Here is an 18,725-nt window from a genome sequence, read left to right as displayed (position 1 = left end):
TACCAGATTCGCCGGAAACCTGTATACGGGGATTCATAATAAATAGGACCGTCTTCAGACGGTCCCTTTAAGAAGCTGTACGCTTATTCTACAGAGAAGATGAATGAATAAAGCGGCTGTTTGCCGTTATGCACTTCAACCTCAATATCGCTGAAACTCGATTCAATCTGCTGGACAAGCTGGCTGACTTCCTCTTCATTTGTTTCACTTCCGTATAAAATGGTCAGTATTTCATCATCTGCACTGATCATTTCTTCAAGAAGCTTTACGGCCGCCTGCACCTGCTCTTTGTCTTTCGTTACAATCTTTCCGTTCATGATTCCCATAAAATCATTTTTGGATATGTCCAAACCGTCGATCTGAGTATCCCGAACCGCATAGGTTACTTGGCCTGACTTAACCTGGCCAAGTGCGTCTGTCATCGTTTCTTCATTACCTTCGGGAGTTTCCTCCGGATTGAAAGAAAGAAGGGCCGCCATCCCTTGCGGAACTGTTTTAGACGGAATGACTAAAACATTCTCCTGTACGACAGATGCAGCCTGGCGGGCCGCCATCACAATATTGGAGTTATTCGGCAATATGATGATATTTTCTGCATTTACTTCTTCAATAGCAGAAACAATATCTTCCGTGCTTGGATTCATTGTCTGTCCGCCTTCAATTACAGCTTGTGCACCGATGCTCTTGAAGAGATCTGCAATGCCTTCACCCATTGAAACGGTAATGATCCCGTATTTCTCTTTTTTCTTTTCAGCCTGAACACTCTTTGATTTAGGGGATTCGCCGACAAGATTGCTGTGCTGCTCCCGCATATTTTCAATTTTCATGCTGATGAGGCTGCCGTATTGTTGGCCGTAGGAAAGAACTTCACCCGGATGTTCTGCATGAATATGTATTTTCGCCACTTCATCATCGGATATGACAAGCAAGGAATCTCCAAATTCACTTAAATCGGTGCGGAACTGCTCTTCTGAAAAAACTTTCTTTCCATCTTCAAACCGGACCATAAACTCCGTGCAATAACCGAATTCTATATCTTCGGTGTTGATATGGGCATGGACATTTTTATGGTGCTCGGCACTGACAAGATCATTCATGGATGGCAGCGCCATTGGGGTTCCCGGCACCTTTTCGCCTTTCAGCTCAGCAAGGAAGCCTTCATAAACAAGAACCAGACCCTGTCCGCCGCTGTCTACCACTCCAACCTCTTTTAGAACAGGCAGCAGATCGGGCGTCCGATTTAACGATGCTTTTGCTTCGCCAAGGGTTGCTTCCATCAGCTTAACAAGGTCTTCTTCATTTTTAGCTGTGGAAACCGCTTTTTTGGCAGCATCCTTTGCAACCGTCAGAATCGTCCCTTCAACCGGCTTCATTACAGCTTTGTAGGCTGTATCAACACCTGTTTGAAGCGCCTGTGCAAAATCTTTTGCACTGATGGTGCTTTTGCTTTCAATCGATTTAGAAAATCCTCTGAAAAGCTGGGATAAAATAACGCCTGAATTTCCGCGCGCACCCATCAGCAGTCCTCTTGAGAGGGCTGTGCCCACTTTGCCGATATGGGCCTGTACATTATTTTTAACTTCCTTGGCGCCGGACGTCATGGAGAGATTCATATTAGTCCCTGTATCACCGTCCGGTACGGGGAACACGTTTAATGCATCCACCATTTTGGCATTATTGGATAGATGGCTCGCACCCTGCAGAATCATTTCGGCAAAGCGCTCGCCGTCCAAAGTTTTGATTGACACGATTTTTCCTCCTTACTACGGGTTCGTTACACGAACTCCCTGAACGAAAATATTTACTGAGTCTACAGCTAATCCAACCGTGTGATCAAGCGTATATTTCACTTTGGTCTGTACGTTGTGTGCTACCTCTGAAATTTTCGTTCCGTAGCTGACAATGATATACATATCGATGTGAATGCTGTCTTCTGCCTGTCTCACAATGACACCTCTGCTGAAATTCTCTTTGCGGAGGATATCTGTTATTCCATCTTTAATCTGATTTTTGGAGGCCATTCCTACAATTCCGTAGCAATCTATGGCGGCACCGCCGGCTACCGTTGCAATTACTTCATTGGAGATGTCAATTTGTCCGTATTTTGTGGTAAGTTCGATGGACATGCTATTTCCTCCCTTGTTTTTCGGTTCATACATAATCATTCAAGTATTTGATGTTATGATCATCGCCTGGATGGCCATACGCATATAAACCTATTTTACTATAGGCTGCGTCAATTTTAAAGCTGCGGTTGAATCAGGACTCATAAAAGCTCTTATTATTATACAGCATAATACCGCATAGTATGTCAAGGGGTTTTTCTTGATACATGATGAAGCATAGAGCTTTCCTTGTTCTTCTGCACATCCTGATGATTCTCCGCCTCCAGACCTTTTTCCCTTAATGCAATCTTTTATAACCGCTTGCCAAAAAGTCCGCAAAGGAAAAAAACTTGACAAAGAATCCTTGCAATTTAAAAGGGGGTTATGGTAAATTATTAAGGTATCTCGTGAATAGAGACGTTTTTAACCGTATAAGCAATCATCAAAGACGGGAATCTTTTGTTAAAAAAGAGGAACAGAACTGAAACGATAGCTTGCTAAAAATGAGGTTTTGCAAGGTGAGGAGGGAATATTATGGCACGTAAATGTGTAATTACAGGCAGAAAAACCCGCTCTGGCAATACACGTTCCCACGCAATGAACGCGAACAAGCGTACATGGGGAGCCAACGTTCAAAAAGTGCGCATCCTGGTTAACGGGAAGCCAAAACGTGTATACGTTTCAGCTCGCGCCCTTAAATCCGGTAAAGTGGAACGCGTATAATCGGAACGCCAATAAGAGAGCCGTTTAACGGCTGACTAAGAGGAAATGGCCAGGTGCTGCACCTGCATTTCCTCTTTTTGGTTTTTATTCCGCTCTAAAGTCAGACATATCCTGGTTTGATATCTGATGAACAAACGACTTCTTCCCCATTGCTGAAGGTCCTGCCCCGGGAGCAGAACCTCTTTTAAAAAGGCTCTGTTAAAGCCTAATGTTGATTTTTAAAACTAGTTGATTGAAGTGGAAGGCGCGAGACTCCTGCTTAGAGCAGCGGGACAGGTGAGACCCCGCAGGCGCAAAGCGGCGAGGAGGCTTACCGCCCGCCCAAGGATAAGCGAGTGCCTGCAGCGGAAATCAACAGCCAAGTTTAGCAGAGCTTTTAAATAAAATCTCATGCCGAAAGAAAAAGATGCCCTTTTTCCAAGGAGCATCCTTTTGCACATTCAGTGAAAACAAGCATAGTCGCTTGTAGGTTTATGAGTCCTTTTTAAAAGAACCAAGCATTGCCCGAACAATTCCTCCAAGAAACTTTGGCAGTTTGATTGTATAGAACTTCATAATTTCCCTCCTCAGCCCTTTCAATGATCTTTGAAACGGCCCCTCACACGATGGCCTGATTTTTGGCATTCATCACTTCATTTTGTTTCATCACGGCTTCTTATCATCATTAATATGCCGCCCGCAAACGAAACAGTACCAGTGTGATGAATCAATTCATTACTAATACATAGTGTGGAACCAAACGGAATATGCCGATTTTCAAGAGGATATTTAAAACCTTCTAAAGTCAGTCCTTCCACATTGGATGCAACTGGTACAAAAGATATGTACGGATAAGTATCATCTTCTTTTATCACATGCTGTCCCGGCGGCAGCAGCTTAATAAAATTGCAGGAATCTTCCAGCTCCATCGGGATCGAGCTTTCAAATTGCTTCATTAACAAGTAGATGTTGGCAAAAAAATGATCAAGTCTGCCTCCGGTTGCACCGTAAATCCGAATAAGGCCGGGCTTCCTGCTGATCGCCCAGTCAACCGCAAGCTCTGTATCCGTTTTGTCTTTATCGGAAGGAAAGATTTTCAATCCTCTATGTCTGGACTGCAGTTCCTCTCTTTCCATTGCCGTAATCGAATCAAAATCGCCAATCGCTTCAGCCATCGGCAAATGTCTCTCTGCCAAATAGATGACGCCTCTATCCACCCCGACCCATGTAATCTCTTCGTTATTCGCTTCCTGCAAATCTGGAAGAAGCCGTTCCGGACCTCCAGCTACAATGTATATTTTCTCCAACTCATTCTCCCCTTTTGTTTACATAATAATATTATTTAAAAAATTGTATAAAAGATTGTTTAAAACCCTCTATTTAAGCCTGAAGCCTGATAATGATTTGGAACAACCGTTGATTGGAGTGGAAAACGTGAGACTCCGCAGGAGCCAAGCGAAGAGGATTCTCACCCCACGCCCTAGGATAAGCGAGCGCGTCTTGAACGGGAATCAACTGCCTGGTTTAACAGATGTTTTGAAAAAGGCCGCTCCGGTAAGTCCGGATCCACGCTAACCGCCCTTTTGCCTTCTGTTTGATTTTTGGCTCCAGCCGGGTTGGCTGAATCCTTGAGTCTCCCCCGCAAATACGCCTGCAGGGGCATGCCTGTCCGCTCCTCTCAGCAAAAGACAGCCACATCCCGCCTCCATTAGCCTATACTGAGAATAGTAAAAACAAACCCCCTGGATGCTCATACATGAGCGCTCAGGGGGTTTGGTTCACTTGAAGACAGCTTCATTTAAACAGCGTCTCTGATCTCTTTGATGGCCTTCTCCCGGTCAGGTTTACCGTAAATCGCTGAACCTGCAACTAATACTTGAGCACCGGCATGAACACACTCAGCTGCGTTTTTTTCACTTACGCCTCCATCTATCTGAATAAGGGTAGAAAGGCCGGCTTCTTTAATTTTAGCCGATAATTCACTTATTTTACCCAGCATCTCAGGGATGAAAGACTGTCCGCCAAACCCTGGATTAACCGTCATTAAAAGAACATAGTCTAAATGCGGCAATACATAGTCAAGGACGCTCAGCGGAGTATGAGGATTCAAAACTGCTCCGGCTTTCACACCCTTTGATTTAATGTGCTGAATCGTCCTGTGCAGATGGGTACATGCTTCAGCATGCACAGAAATAAGATCTGCCCCGGCCTCTGCAAATTCATCAATATAGGTATCAGGGTTATCAATCATTAAATGAACATCCAGCGGAAGCTTCGTGACAGGGCGAACGGCCTTAACGATAAGAGGACCGATTGTAATATTCGGGACGAAATGGCCATCCATTACATCTATATGAATCCAATCCGCACCTGCCCGCTCTACATCTTCGATCTCTTCTTTAAGTCTTGAAAAATCCGCAGATAATATAGATGGAGCAATGGTAACCATACTAGTACCTCGGCTTTCTATCTTTAATTTCATCCAAAAAGCTTAAATAGTGCTCATAGCGGTACGCCTTGATCGTCCCGCTCTCAACTGCATCCTTAACTGCGCATTTCGGCTCGGATACATGCGTGCAGCCTCTGAACTTACAGTCCTGTGCTCTCTCCCTCATTTCAGGGAAGCATTGGCTCAGATCCTGTGCCTCTATATCCGTAAAATCGAGCGAACTGAAGCCCGGGGTATCGGCAACAAGACCATTATCAATCGCAATGAGTTCAACGTGTCTTGTCGTATGCTTTCCCCGCCCAAGGTGGCTTGAAATACCGTCCGTTTTTAAAGCGAGGTCTGGTTTAATGGCATTCAGCAGAGAAGACTTCCCTACTCCTGACTGTCCGGCAAATACCGATATTTTATCCTCAAACAGCGGACCTAATGAGGAGATCCCATCCATATTTTCTGTAGACGTTTGAAACACCTGATATCCCGCCTCTTTGTAATCGGCAGCATAAGAGAGTATTTCTTCTTTCAGTTCCGGACTTTCAATTAAATCTGTCTTGCTTATGCAAATGACCGGTTCAATGGAATTGGCTTCAACTAAGACTAAGAACCGATCGAGAAGGAGCGTGCTGAAAACAGGCTCAATGGCAGAAAAAACAAGAATGGCCTGATCCACATTTGATATGGGCGGCCTGATCAGCTCGTTTTTTCTCGGCAATACCTCAACAATGGTTCCCTCTAAATCGTTATCCGCCTGATAAACGACTTCATCGCCGACAAGCGGTGTCACTTTATTTTTTCTGAATAGGCCTCTTCCTCTGCATTGGACGAAACGTTCACCGTCCAATACATAATAAAAACCGGCTAAAGCTTTCACAATCTTTCCTTCCGGCATACATTCCCTCCTTTATTCTGGATAAGGCACCGTTTCACTCTTTACAATCCGGCTGTTTACCGTAACTTGATAGTAGGCGTTTTGGCCGGGCGCTATTTTAAACTCAATGGTACGCTTTTCCGGACCTTTCATTTTAAACGTTTCAAATGGAGCGGAGAAAGACCGTTCTGCATCATTGATTAAAATTTGGACTTCCTGTTCTTCATCAGGAACGGAAGGCTCGTATGGGATATCAATTTCTTTGGATACAGTGGCTATTTCCTGCTGTTCTTTTCCTAGGGAGAAGACAGCCTCAAGCGTGTCTCCCGGCTTTAATTTTTCTCCAGCCCCGGGATTCTGCGAAATAATTTTGCCTTCAGGAACGGTATCCGAATACTCTTCCTTTTCACTCAGAATGATCCCGTTTTGCTTTGCATAAAGTTTCACATAATCTCTTGTGAAACCATTTAAATCTTCCATTGTCAATTCTTCAGGACCCTTTGATACAGTCAGTGTGACCTCATCTTCTGACGGGATGACTTCTGTTCCGGCTGAAGGCTCCTGATCAATCACAAGCCCTGCTTCTTCCTCATCATTGATTTCCTCGATCGTCACATTTTTGTACCCTTTGCGCTCCAGCAATTCCTTTGCGGTCTGAATATCACGGCCAAGCACCTCTTCAAGTTCCGCTGTTTTTTTTCCGGTGCTTTGATAGATGGTTACGAGCGAACCTTTCTTCGCCATGTTTCCTTTTTCGGGATCCGTTTTGACAACATAGTTTTCGGGTACTTCATCACTTGTCATCGACCGTTCTGTAACCTTGAAACCCGCATCGCTCAGCTTATTCACCGCATCACCGTATTCTTCCCCGGATACATCCGGCACAGAAACATCATCCGGAAGAAAAAGGGACGGCAAAATAGTGACAGCACTGACACCGGCTGCAAGAAGAATAATAAATAAAGTGATAATAAATACAGCAAATTTGCTTTTTTTCTTCTTTTTCTTTTTAGGATCATCCGCTTTTGGGAGTTCATTGGCTGCTTGTGCAGGTGCCGAATATGGATGAGTGGCGTCCTTGTCTCCCTTTAAATAGCCGTCGGTAATGACCGGAATGGCCTTCGTCGCTTCATCATCGGCGGGAATTTCATATTTTTTTTCATAGAGCCTGTCTGCATTCAGCGCTGTCTTCAAGTCTTCTTCCATTTCTTCTGCAGAATTATAGCGGTGAAAGGGATCCTTTGCCATCGCTTTAATGATGATGTTGCTCATACTTTGCGGGATAGATGGATTCCAGCGTTCAGGCTGAGGGGTTTCAGACTGCAAATGCTTTAACGCGATGGAAACAGCTGATTCCCCGTCGTATGGCACTCTCCCGGTCAGCATTTCATAGAGAACGATGCCCAGTGAGTATAAATCTGATTTTTTTGTCGCCAGCCCTCCGCGTGCCTGCTCAGGGGACAGATAGTGAACAGAACCGAGAACGGAATTCGTATGGGTAATCGTCGCCGAACTTAGCGCCATCGCAATTCCGAAATCCGTTACTTTCACCCTTCCATCATGGTCAAGCAGAATATTATGCGGCTTAATATCCCGGTGCACAATTAAATTTTCATGGGCATGGGCAATGGCTGATACAATCTGGACCATGATATCAAGTGCCTCTGCCGGATGGAGAGGCGCGTGATTTTGTATGTACTGCTTTAGTGTCGTACCCGCCACATATTCCATGACGATATAATAGATTCCATTTTCTTCTCCTACATCAAAGATGCTGACAATGTTCGGATGATCGAGGCTCGTCGTTGACTGTGCCTCTCTCCGGAATCTCCGAATGAAGTCTTCATCATTGGCAAAATCAAATCTCAGTACTTTAACGGCTACTTTTCTCTCAAGAATGACGTCCTGAGCAAGGTAGACGTTTGCCATCCCGCCTCCGCCAATCACTTCTAAGATGCGGTAGCGGCCGCTGATTCGCTTTCCGATTAGCAACTGCCATCACCTTCCCCATCCCCGGAAGGCATAAGGACCATGGCAACCGAGATATTATCTTCTCCGCCATTTAAGTTCGCAAGCTCAATTAATTTTTCAGCAGACTGCTGAAGAGAGAAGTCTGCTGAGAGAATGTACTGCATTTCCTCTTCGCTTACTTTATTGGATAAACCATCAGAGCATAATAGAAGGGCATCCCCTTCATCCGTGCAAAACGACTTCATTTCTACCTGAACGGACAGTTCTGTCCCCATTGCTCTCATCAGGACATTTTTACGGGGATGATGCTCGGCATCTTCTTTTGTAATTTCTCCCGAACGGACAAGTTCATTAACTAGAGAATGATCTTCTGTAATCTGGTTAAAGCCATTTGCATTCAGCAAATAGCAGCGGCTGTCTCCAATATGGCCGACAGTCGCAAATGTACGGGTGCAGATTGCTCCGACAAATGTCGTCCCCATGCCGCTGCACTCCGGATTTTTCCTGGCATGGTCAAATAAAAGCAGGTTGACCTCTTCTATTTTGCTTTTCAGCCACTTCTCTGCGATTTCAGGCGTGGTAATCCCTTCAGAATCTTCCCACAATTTACGGAAGGCGGAAACGGCCATCGAGCTCGCTACATCGCCCGCCAGATGGCCTCCCATTCCGTCTGCTACAACAGCAAATGCCGTTTGTTCCCTGTTAAAAAAAACGCCCGTACAATCCTCATTATGAGACCGGACCTTTCCAATGTCCGATCGAAAAGCAGTTTCCAAATAAGGTCACCTCGTCTCTTGTTTGCGCTCCTTAGCCCTTAGCTGACCGCACGCCGCATCGATATCTGAACCTTGCTCGCGTCGGATTGTTACGTTTACTCCACGGTCTTTCAAAGCTTTTTCAAACGCAAAAATCTGGTCTTTCGGTGTGCGCACATAATCCCGCTCCGGAACATAATTTACCGGAATCAAGTTCACATGGCACTTAACGCCTTTAATTAAATCTGCAAGTTCTTCTGCGTGTTCCACCTGGTCATTTACTCCGCCGAACAAACCGTATTCAAATGAAATGCGGCGGCCTGTTTTATTGACATAGTAGCGGACTGATTCCATTAAATCAGGAAGCTTGTATGCTTTATTGATCGGCATCAGGCGGCTTCTGATTTCATTATTCGGAGCATGCAGGGAGATGGCAAAGTTAATTTGCATCTGTTCATCCGCAAATTTGTAGATTTTCGGGATGATGCCGCTTGTTGAAACCGTGATGTGGCGGGCACCAATATTCAGACCCTTATCGTGATTGATGATTTTAAGGAAAGACATCATCGCATCATAATTGTCGAACGGCTCACCGATTCCCATAATGACCACAGAGCTTACACGTTCGCCAAGTTCGTCCAGAGCCTTCTGTACTTTTACGACTTGGGCAACGATTTCTCCTGCTTCCAGGTTTCTTTTTAGCCCGCCGAGTGTAGACGCGCAAAATGTGCAGCCGATCCGGCAGCCGACCTGTGTCGTTACACAGATGGAATTTCCGTATTCATGCTTCATCAGAACCGTTTCAATAGAAGATCCGTCATGAAGTTCAAAAAGGAATTTCATCGTTCCGTCGCCTGACGTTTGCTGGATCAGTGTTTTTAAAGTGGTTAGAGTAAAGGTTCCTTCAAGCTTCTGGCGGAGCTCTTTGGATAAATTAGACATTTCTTCAAACGATGTCACCCGTTTTATATAAAGCCAATCGAAGATTTGCTGTGCACGGAATGCTTTTTCGCCGTTCTCCTCTAACCATGTCTTAAATTCGTGTAGTTCAAGGGAGTAAATGGATGGCTTGGAAGCTGTAAGAGCCTTTTTGCCTTGTACTGCTGCTGTTTTATTCAATGATTACACCTTCTTTTTTAATCTTGTGATGAAAAATCCGTCTGTCTCAAAATAATGCGGGAGAATCTGAAGTTTTCCGCCGCTGATATATGGGTGAACCTTCTCTGGAAGGAACTGTTTTAAGGAATGGTCCTCTTCAAATTCAGGATGGGACTCAAGAAAATCTGCAACAACTTCTTCGTTTTCTTCCTTGTCAATCGTACAAGTACTATAGACAAGTGTACCACCTTTTTTAAGCAAACGCGAAACCGAATCCAGAAGTTCCCTTTGGATAGCGGAAAGTTTATTTACATCTTCGGCATTTTTTGCATATTTTATATCAGGTTTCCTGCGGATCACGCCGAAGCCGGAGCAAGGAGCATCCACAAGGATTCGATCAAATTCCCGGCCGTCCAATAGCTCCGGAGCCTTTCTTGCATCCATGACTTGTGCGGAAATGTTGGCAAGACCGATCCGTCCCGCCTGCTCCTCAATTAATTTCACCTTATGCTTGTGGAGATCAAGAGAAACAACCTCGCCTGTTCCCTCCATCAGTTCTGCCATATGCATGGATTTTCCGCCGGGAGCTGCACAGGCATCCAGGACAACTTCATTTCTCTCTGGATTTACAGCTCTTGCTGTCAGCATGGAGCTCTCGTCCTGGATGGAAAGTTTCCCTGTTTTAAAGAGGCTGCTTTTTGAGACGCTTCCTTTTTGAAGAATCACCGCATCCTCCGACAGGACGCCTTCTGCAGCTTCAATGGATTCTTCATTCAGGCTCTCAACTGCTTCCTGAACCGTCATGTGCATCCGGTTTACACGGGCAGATGCCGCCGGCGGCTTCAGATGAATTTCACATATTTTTCTCGTATCATCGATCCCATACTGTTCCGCCCATTTTTTCACGAGCCATACGGGATGACTCGTTTCAATGGCAAGACGCTCCGCAGGATCTTTTATTTCGTCCAGTGAAGGGATGCCTTCTCTTTGAATCGACCTTAGTACACCGTTAACAAATCCCGCGATTCCTTTATGGCCTTTTCTCTTGGAAATTTCCACTGCTTCAAAGAAGATTGCTCTTTCCGGAATACGGTCAAGATACTCCATTTGGTAAAGAGAAATTCTTAAAAGGATTTTAACCCATAATTCCATTTTTTTCGCTTTTGCCGTAAACGGCTCTAAATAGTAATCCAGCGTCATTTTTCTCTGAAGCGTTCCGTATACAAGTTCCGTAAATAAGGAAACGTCTTTTGGCGGCAGATTGCCTTTTTGTATCAATTGATTAAGCAGCAGGTTGCTGTATGCCTGATTTTTTTCAATTGCCAATAAGGCGTCCACTGTCAGTTCTCTTACATTTGCTGTCTTCATTTATTCACCAAGCTTCGTTCCGGGTGCGATTTGGCTTCCGCGCAAAAAGTCTTCCCCGCTCATTTTTTTCTTGCCGGAAGGCTGGAGTTCCACAACTTTAATGGCCGTTCCATTTCCTGTTGCAACGACGAATCCGTCGGAATCCACCCCAATCACCGTTCCTGGATCAGAAGGATTGGTACTCTTCACTTTTTCTCCGCGCCAGACCTTGAGTGTCTGGCCTTGCAGGAAGGTAAAAGCCACCGGCCAAGGATTCAGACCGCGTATGTGGTTGTATATTTCTTCCCCTGTTTTGCTCCAGTCGATCAATTCCTGCTCACGCTTAATATTCGATGCGAATGTTGCCTTTGAATCATCCTGTCTGACCGGCTTCAAGTTTCCTTCAAGAAGCAGCGGGAGGGTTTCAGAAAGAAGGTCCGTGCCGGCTTTGCTTAATTTATCATGAAGGGTTCCCACATTATCTTCTTCGGTAATTGTGACTTCCGCTTGTGTAAGAATATCTCCGGCATCGAGTTTTTCAGCCATATACATAATCGTAATGCCGGTTTTCTCTTTCCCCTGAATGATGGAATAGTGAATTGGCGCACCGCCGCGAAGCTCCGGCAAAAGCGAGGCGTGCACATTGATGCAGCCATGCTTTGGCGCCTCCAGCAATTCGTTTGGAAGGATTTGTCCGAAAGCTGCCGTTACAACAAGGTCCGGTTTAAGAGCAAGGACTTTATCCAATTCTTTAGGATTGCGTATTTTTTCAGGCTGCAGCACTTCGATTCCATGTTTAAGCGCCTCCGTTTTTACAGGCGGCGGGGTCAATTCCTTTTTCCGGCCTTTCGGACGGTCCGGCTGCGTCACAACCCCGACCACATTATAGCCTTCATCTACGAGTCTTCTTAAAACAGGAACAGAAAAATCCGGCGTTCCCATGAATACGATTCTTGTCATTGTGCTCATCCTTCCATTTCCTCAAGTTCTCCTTCTTCATAGTAGCGAAGGACTTTACTCGTAAAAAGAGTTCCGTCAAGATGATCAATTTCATGCTGAAGGGCTCTTGCTAAAAATCCTTCCGCTTCGATCGTATACGGCTTCCCTTTTCTATTAAAAGCATTCACTTTTACATAGTCGGCCCGCTTCACTTCACCGAACAGTCCCGGAAAACTCAGACACCCTTCAGGACCTGTCTGTTCCCCCCGGGAGTTTATAATTTTCGGGTTCACAAGTTCCAGCTTCCCGTAATCGTCTCCGATATCCACGACCGCAATTCTTTTGGCAATTCCGACCTGAGGCGCAGCCAGTCCTACCCCATCGGCCGCAATCATCGTTTCGTACATGTCTTTCAATAAACGTGCCAGTTCTCTGTCGAAAACCGTGACCTTTTCACATGGCTGTTCAAGGATCGGGTCCGGATGTTCTGTAATTTTCAGTATAGCCATGAACGTTCTCTCCTTACTTTTCAACTGCGATACTGCCTTTTCGGCACAGCTGTTTACATATAGAAAACCGGCAGCAGCCGGTCATAAATATTACATAAGTGAAGTTGGATTTAAATCAATGGAAATGGCCAAGTCATTTCTCGCCATTTCCTGCTGATAACGGTCCATTACTTTTTTCAGCACAGGGATCAGCTGATCATCCCGTTTGTATTTTATCATGCATTGATACCGATATCTATTTTTGATCCGGGGAATGGGTGAAGCGACCGGCCCCAGCACCTTCGATCGGGGATCAAGATTCTGCACAAGAAATTGTGTGATATTCTCCATAACCGAGGAAGTTTTAAGCAAATCAGGATGGGAGACATTGACAACTGCCAGAAAGAAAAACGGCGGATAGGCATGCTGTTTCCTTTCATTCATTTCTCTCTCATAAAAGCCATCAAAGTGATGGTTTTTGGCTAGCTGAATGCTGTAATGGTCGGGTGTATAGGATTGAATAACCACTTCACCCGTCAGCTCATGCCGGCCCGCTCTTCCGCTCACCTGCGTCAGCAGCTGAAAGGTTTTTTCAGCCGCCCTGAAATCGGGCAGGTGCAGCATGGTATCTGCAGCCAGGACTCCTACAAGTGTTACTTGAGGGAAATCCAAACCTTTGGCAATCATCTGGGTTCCGAGCAGAATGTCCGCTTTCCCTTCACCAAACTGGGTAAGCAGGCGCTCATGAGCCCCTTTTCGGGAAGTCGTATCTACATCCATTCGGATGACCCGCGCCTCAGGAAGCACCTTGGCAAGCTCCTCTTCTACCTTCTGAGTACCGGTGCCGAAAAACCGGATATGCTCGCTGCTGCATTCCGGGCATTTGTTCGGCATCGGAGTTTCATAAGCACAATAATGGCACTTCATTTTGTGCCCCTGCCTATGATAGGTCAGCGAGATATCACAGTTCGGGCATTGAATGACGTACCCGCAGTCTCTGCACATGACAAAGGATGAAAAGCCGCGCCGGTTCAAAAACAGAACGGATTGCTCCTTCCGCTCCAGCCGGAGGCGGAGCTGGTCGAATAGTTCGCTTGAGAACATCGACCGGTTTCCATCGCGCAGCTCCTCCCGCATATCCACTACACGGACTTCCGGGAGCGGCCGCTGATTAACCCGTTCTTTTAGAGGCAGAAGGGTATAGACCCCCTTGCTTGCTCTGGCAAAGGATTCAAGTGATGGAGTGGCACTTCCTAAAACCACCGGACACCCATAGCTTTCTGCTCTTTTGATGGCAACATCCCTGGCATGGTACCGCGGGTTTTCTTCCTGTTTATAGCTTGATTCATGCTCTTCATCTATGACGATGATCCCGAGATTCTCAAAAGGAGCGAAAATGGCTGAACGCGCCCCAACCGCAAGCTGTACTTCCTTGCGCTGGATTTTCCTCCACTCGTCGTATTTCTCTCCTGTAGACAAGCCGCTGTGCAGGACCGCAACCTTAGAGCCGAACCGGCCTTTGAACCGGTCTACCATTTGAGGGGTTAAGGAGATTTCAGGCACTAAAACAATGGCTTCTTTTCCTTCTCTCATTACGCGGTCGATCGCCTGCAGGTACACCTCAGTTTTCCCGCTGCCGGTCACGCCGTACATCATAAAGACCTCGTGCCTGTTCTCTTCTATGGCTGAGAGTATCGGCTTAATCGCTGTTTCCTGTTCACTGGTAAGCGGCATATTTTCCGTTGCTTTAAACGTACGGTGTTCGAATGGATCCCGGTAGACCTCGCTCCATTTCTCCGCAAGCACACCTTTTTGAACGAGTGCTTTAATGGAAGAATCGGCTGCGCCTGAGGCTTCTTTTAGCTCGGAAGATGTGAATTCGGTTCGTTCAGATGCGATAAAGAAATCAAGCAGCGCTTTTTGCTTAGCTGCCTGCGGAGGCATATTTTCCGCCAGGCTTGTTAATTCTTCCACGCTTTTCGCCGGAGACAAATACCGCACTTTTTTTTGCTTCCCTTTTTGGGAAACCTGATAGACAACTTCAAGGGTACCCTTTTTTATCTCCTTTTGAAGGGCAGCAAACAGATTATGCTGCTCCGCTTCGTTCCACGAAATACTCTGCGTCTTCTCAAATAGGATTCGGAGCTCCTCCGGCAAATTTTCTTCTGCTCCGGTCAGACAGATCCGCTTTTCGTATTTCGCTTTCATCGCTGCCGGGAGCATCGCCTGGAACGCAGAAATCCGGAAGCAAAGCGTTTTTTCGGTCAGCCATTTTCCGAGCTCAATCAGTTCATCCGTAAGTGCCGGAGTCAAATCAAAAAGCCCGGCCAATTCTTTTAGCTTGCTTACATCGGAAGCAGAGGCAACATCAATCACAAAGCCCTGAACCTTGCGGGGACCGAATGGGACAATTACCCGGAGTCCCGGTACAATCACATGTTCCCACTTTTCAGGAATTAAATAATCAAATGGCCTGTCCGTCTGCATCGCAGGGACATCCACAACGACACGTGCAATCTTCATTCTCCGCTGTTCCTGTTCAGCACGGCGGCTGCCTCTAGCAAAATGGCTTCCGCAGCGGCCGCTTTAGAGAGTAATGGCAATTCTTTGACCGTACCATCTTTCCGGTGGATGGCTATGAGATTGGTATCCACAGCAAAACCTGCCCCTTCAGCGGCTACATTGTTTGAAACGACGAAATCCAAATTCTTTTTCTTAAGCTTCTGCATCGCATATTCATGAACATGGTCGGTTTCAGCGGCAAAACCGATTAAGAGCTGATGCTGTTTTCTTTCTCCGAGTGTTTGCAAGATATCCACTGTCCGTTCCATTTCTACGGAAAGAGGTCCATCGTGTTTTTTCATTTTATGTGTAAGCGGTTTGGAAGGCTTATAATCAGCGACTGCAGCTGCTTTGATGACTGCATCCTGCTCATCGAACCGCTTCGTGACCTCCATGAACATTTCATTGGCTGACTGTACACGAATGACGGAAACGCCATAGGGGTCTTCTAAGTGAGACGGACCCGAAACAAGTGTAACATCTGCTCCCATCTCGGCCGCTTTCCCTGCCAGAGCAAAACCCATTTTTCCCGACGAACGGTTGGATAAATACCTCACCGGATCGATTGTCTCAACCGTTGGGCCTGCTGTAACGAGCACCTTTTTCCCGGATAGGGGACCGCCCTCTTTCTGAAGGAAATAATTCTGAATGAGGCGGACCATTTTTTCCGGTTCCTCCAGCCTTCCGCGGCCGACATAGCCGCAGGCTAAATACCCCTCGCTTGGCTCGATAAACCGGTACCCGTCTTCATACAGCGTCTGGATGTTCCGCTTGACTGCGGGGTGATCGTACATATGGACATTCATTGCCGGTGCGATCCATACCGGTGCAGTAGCCGCAAGCAGTGTCGTCGTCAGCATATCATCGGCAATTCCATTGGCAAGCTTGCCGATGATGTTTGCCGTTGCCGGTGCTACGGCGATCAAATCAGCCCAATCCGCCAAATCAATATGCGCAATGACTTTTGAATCTTTTTCATCAAATGTATCGATAAAAACATCATTTCTTGATAAAGCCTGAAACGTGAGGGGAGATACGAACTCACATGCTGATGATGTCATCATGACTTTCACATCAAAACCGGCCTGGGTCAGCTTGCTTGTAAAAGCAGCTGCTTTATATACAGCAATTCCCCCGCTCACACCAAGCAGAATCTTTTTCTTTTCGCCCATTGCAAACCCCCGCCATCCTTCATATTTGTCTTCTATTTTACCAGTGATTATCTAAATGCCAAACGAGAAGGCCTATACCCGTTCCTCTCCATAAAAATAGGCCGCCCCATCAAACAGGCGGCTTCAGCATTTGCTGCTTACTTGCAAATGGATAAAGGGCTCAAAAGCTTGAATGGGTCAGCCTGGACAGGCATGATTCAGTCGGAATCAGTTTTCTTCTTTTTCATAAAAAAGCAGACCGGCGTCGATTTCCTCGAGCGCTTTCCCGACGAATTTGTGGGAAACAGGTTTTTGAATCTGCTGATCTTTATAAATCTGCATCTCTCTTGCGCGCTTGGAAGCAACGGTTACAAGTGTGTATTTTGAATCCAATTTGTTCATCAATGAATCAATAGAAGGATTTAGCATTAGGTTATTCTACCTCCGAAATTTTCTTTTTGTATCGTGCCGCAACCCGCTCCCTGCGGCAATGTTCCGCAGTCACGATTGCTTTTATCCGATCACAGGCAAGTTGAACCTGATCGTTTTCCACTACATAATCATAGGCATCCATCAGCAGAATTTCTTCTTTTGCTGCATGCAGCCGGTTCTCAATAATATCAGCAGACTCCGTCCCTCGGGTGACAATCCGGTTTTTCAATTCATCAAGTGACGGCGGCATAAGGAAAATGAATAAGCCTTCAGGAAACGCTTTTCTCACCTGAAGAGCTCCCTGCACTTCGATTTCCAAAAAGACATCTTTGCCTTCACTTAGAGTCTTTTCAACATAATCGACAGGTGTTCCATAGTAGTTCCCCACGAACTCTGCCCATTCTAAAAGCTTATCGTTTTTAATCATCTCTTCAAATTCATCACGGGATTTGAAGAAATAATCAATTCCGTCCACTTCGCCGGTTCTTGGTTTTCTTGTTGTTACGGAAATCGAATAATGGAATTTTGTATCATCCTGGGAAAAAATCTCTTTTCTGACGGTCCCTTTTCCAACCCCTGAAGGGCCAGAAAGGACAATCAGCAGTCCTCTTTCTTTCATAGCTCTCAATAACCCCTACCCTTCATCTGATAACTCTTCTTTATTTGATAATCTGTGAGCGACGGTTTCAGGCTGAACGGCGGATAGAATAATATGATCGCTGTCCATTACAACAACGGCACGGGTTCTGCGTCCATAAGTAGCATCGATCAGCATGCCGCGGTCTCTTGCATCTTGTATAATCCGTTTAATAGGTGCAGATTCAGGACTGACAATGGAGATGATTCTGTTAGCTGATACAATATTTCCAAAACCGATATTAATAAGCTTAATGTTCAACGTTTGCTCCCCCTATATGTTACCAGCTCTAGTTTAGCCTGAAAAAACACGGTCTAAACAGAGGCCTATTCCACGTTCTGAACCTGTTCCTTAATTTTTTCAATGATGCTTTTCAGCTCTACAGCCCATGCAGCAATCCGGGCGTCATTGGCTTTGGATCCGATTGTGTTTGCTTCCCTGTTCAGTTCCTGCACGATAAAATCGAGCTTTCTGCCAACGGCTTCATCCAATTCAAGCGCCTCGCTGAATTGATGAAGATGGCTGTATATCCGGGTTATCTCCTCGGTAATATCGGCCTTTTCGGCAAAAATAGCCGCCTCGGCCGCAATCCTCGAATCATCCGCCTCATGCTTCAGCATTTCCTGAAGTTTTGCTGAGAGTTTAGCTGTGTATGCCAGGTGAACATCAGGAGCAATCGCCTGTATTTTTTCAGCCGCTGTCCGCACTTCATCCAGCCTGCCTTCAATATCACGCAGGAGATGGCGCCCTTCACTCATCCTCATGCGCAAAAGTTCTTCAGCCGCTTTTTCAGCCGCACAAAGAATGGCCTCCTGCAATCCGTCCTGCTCTTCATACTCTTCCTGCACGCGTACAGCATCTTCTATCCGCAATAGCCCATCTAGGGTCAAATGATCCGCGAAACCGTATCGTTCTTTCATCTGATCTCCTGCAGCCATAAGCTGGTCAAGGAGATTCCAGTCTACTTGGACCGACCGTTTTGAAATCGGTTCCCCGTCAATTGTTATGTATGCTTCTAACCTTCCCCTGCGGATCCGTCCTGAGATTACTTTTTTGATTTTATCCTCAATGGATATAAGTTGTCTAGGCATTTTTATGCTAATTTCACAGAAACGGTGATTAACGGATTTCATTTCAACTGAAATTTTCCTGCCGTTTTTTTCGATAACCGCTCTTCCAAACCCTGTCATGCTTGCTATCATATCATCACTTCCGCTATCCGAG

19 protein-coding genes are annotated in these 18,725 nt (G+C 45.9%); 1 reads left to right on the top strand and 18 read right to left on the bottom strand.

Features of this window, described 5'->3' with window-relative positions:
• Nucleotides 1-83: 83 nt before the first annotated feature.
• Both CEF21_RS11415 and CEF21_RS11410 read right to left on the bottom strand, forming a co-directional pair.
• Nucleotides 84-1,748, bottom strand: coding sequence for a DAK2 domain-containing protein (locus CEF21_RS11415; RefSeq protein WP_123916443.1), 1,665 nt, complete (start codon nt 1,746-1,748; stop codon nt 84-86).
• 15 nt (nt 1,749-1,763) lie between these two features.
• Nucleotides 1,764-2,126 (bottom strand): Asp23/Gls24 family envelope stress response protein, encoded by a 363-nt coding sequence (locus tag CEF21_RS11410; protein ID WP_123916441.1) that lies wholly within the window; start codon nt 2,124-2,126, stop codon nt 1,764-1,766.
• 513 nt (nt 2,127-2,639) lie between these two features.
• Between CEF21_RS11410 and rpmB the strand changes: the two genes are divergently transcribed.
• Nucleotides 2,640-2,828, top strand: a complete 189-nt coding sequence (rpmB, locus tag CEF21_RS11405) for a 50S ribosomal protein L28 (protein ID WP_035412795.1) — start codon at nt 2,640-2,642, stop codon at nt 2,826-2,828.
• A 471-nt stretch (nt 2,829-3,299) separates the two neighbouring features.
• Here the strand turns inward: rpmB and spoVM are convergent, their stop codons facing one another.
• The 16 genes from spoVM to CEF21_RS11325 all read right to left on the bottom strand — a co-directional run bounded on the left by spoVM (nt 3,300) and on the right by CEF21_RS11325 (nt 18,703).
• On the bottom strand, nt 3,300-3,383 hold the full coding sequence (spoVM, locus tag CEF21_RS11400; protein WP_035412797.1) for a stage V sporulation protein SpoVM: 84 nt from the start codon (nt 3,381-3,383) through the stop codon (nt 3,300-3,302).
• A 77-nt stretch (nt 3,384-3,460) separates the two neighbouring features.
• The gene (locus tag CEF21_RS11395; RefSeq protein WP_123916439.1) at nt 3,461-4,114 is read right to left on the bottom strand and encodes a thiamine diphosphokinase; all 654 of its coding nucleotides are present in this window, start codon (nt 4,112-4,114) and stop codon (nt 3,461-3,463) included.
• Nucleotides 4,115-4,605: 491 nt separating this feature from the next.
• The gene (gene rpe / locus CEF21_RS11390) at nt 4,606-5,256 is read right to left on the bottom strand and encodes a ribulose-phosphate 3-epimerase (RefSeq protein WP_123916437.1); all 651 of its coding nucleotides are present in this window, start codon (nt 5,254-5,256) and stop codon (nt 4,606-4,608) included.
• 1 nt (nt 5,257) lies between these two features.
• The gene (gene rsgA, locus CEF21_RS11385) at nt 5,258-6,142 is read right to left on the bottom strand and encodes a ribosome small subunit-dependent GTPase A (protein WP_123916435.1); all 885 of its coding nucleotides are present in this window, start codon (nt 6,140-6,142) and stop codon (nt 5,258-5,260) included.
• A gap of 12 nt (nt 6,143-6,154) precedes the next feature.
• Nucleotides 6,155-8,113: a Stk1 family PASTA domain-containing Ser/Thr kinase gene (gene pknB, locus CEF21_RS11380; RefSeq protein WP_123916433.1), complete on the bottom strand. Its 1,959-nt coding sequence runs from the start codon at nt 8,111-8,113 to the stop codon at nt 6,155-6,157.
• The gene (locus CEF21_RS11375; RefSeq protein ID WP_123916431.1) at nt 8,107-8,868 is read right to left on the bottom strand and encodes a Stp1/IreP family PP2C-type Ser/Thr phosphatase; all 762 of its coding nucleotides are present in this window, start codon (nt 8,866-8,868) and stop codon (nt 8,107-8,109) included. Before CEF21_RS11375 ends, pknB begins: the two co-directional genes overlap by 7 nt.
• A 6-nt stretch (nt 8,869-8,874) precedes the next feature.
• Complete coding sequence (gene rlmN / locus CEF21_RS11370) at nt 8,875-9,966, bottom strand: dual-specificity RNA methyltransferase RlmN (RefSeq protein ID WP_123916429.1); 1,092 nt, start codon at nt 9,964-9,966, stop codon at nt 8,875-8,877.
• A 3-nt stretch (nt 9,967-9,969) separates the two neighbouring features.
• A complete protein-coding gene (rsmB, locus tag CEF21_RS11365; protein WP_123916427.1) occupies nt 9,970-11,313 on the bottom strand; it encodes a 16S rRNA (cytosine(967)-C(5))-methyltransferase RsmB in 1,344 nt (447 codons plus the stop codon).
• The gene (fmt, locus tag CEF21_RS11360) at nt 11,314-12,252 is read right to left on the bottom strand and encodes a methionyl-tRNA formyltransferase (RefSeq protein ID WP_123916425.1); all 939 of its coding nucleotides are present in this window, start codon (nt 12,250-12,252) and stop codon (nt 11,314-11,316) included.
• Between the two features lie 5 nt (nt 12,253-12,257).
• The gene (def, locus tag CEF21_RS11355; protein WP_123916423.1) at nt 12,258-12,740 is read right to left on the bottom strand and encodes a peptide deformylase; all 483 of its coding nucleotides are present in this window, start codon (nt 12,738-12,740) and stop codon (nt 12,258-12,260) included.
• Nucleotides 12,741-12,830: 90 nt separating this feature from the next.
• Nucleotides 12,831-15,242 carry a primosomal protein N' gene (priA, locus tag CEF21_RS11350; protein WP_123916421.1) on the bottom strand — a complete coding sequence of 804 codons (2,412 nt, stop codon included), beginning with the start codon at nt 15,240-15,242 and terminating at the stop codon, nt 12,831-12,833.
• Nucleotides 15,239-16,453 (bottom strand): bifunctional phosphopantothenoylcysteine decarboxylase/phosphopantothenate--cysteine ligase CoaBC, encoded by a 1,215-nt coding sequence (gene coaBC, locus CEF21_RS11345; RefSeq protein ID WP_123916419.1) that lies wholly within the window; start codon nt 16,451-16,453, stop codon nt 15,239-15,241. The genes priA and coaBC overlap by 4 nt, the downstream gene beginning before the upstream one ends.
• 207 nt (nt 16,454-16,660) lie before the next feature.
• On the bottom strand, nt 16,661-16,861 hold the full coding sequence (rpoZ, locus tag CEF21_RS11340) for a DNA-directed RNA polymerase subunit omega (protein WP_123916417.1): 201 nt from the start codon (nt 16,859-16,861) through the stop codon (nt 16,661-16,663).
• A 4-nt stretch (nt 16,862-16,865) separates the two neighbouring features.
• Nucleotides 16,866-17,483: a guanylate kinase gene (gmk, locus tag CEF21_RS11335; RefSeq protein WP_123916415.1), complete on the bottom strand. Its 618-nt coding sequence runs from the start codon at nt 17,481-17,483 to the stop codon at nt 16,866-16,868.
• Between the two features lie 15 nt (nt 17,484-17,498).
• The gene (gene remA / locus CEF21_RS11330; RefSeq protein WP_035412829.1) at nt 17,499-17,762 is read right to left on the bottom strand and encodes an extracellular matrix/biofilm regulator RemA; all 264 of its coding nucleotides are present in this window, start codon (nt 17,760-17,762) and stop codon (nt 17,499-17,501) included.
• 65 nt (nt 17,763-17,827) lie between these two features.
• Nucleotides 17,828-18,703, bottom strand: a complete 876-nt coding sequence (locus tag CEF21_RS11325; RefSeq protein WP_123916413.1) for a YicC/YloC family endoribonuclease — start codon at nt 18,701-18,703, stop codon at nt 17,828-17,830.
• Nucleotides 18,704-18,725 lie beyond the last annotated feature (22 nt).

The sequence above is a fragment of the Bacillus sp. FJAT-42376 genome (assembly GCF_003816055.1).
In the GTDB taxonomy this organism is placed as follows: Bacteria; Bacillota; Bacilli; order Bacillales; family Bacillaceae; genus Metabacillus_B.
This window is presented reverse-complemented; position numbering and strand designations above follow the sequence as displayed.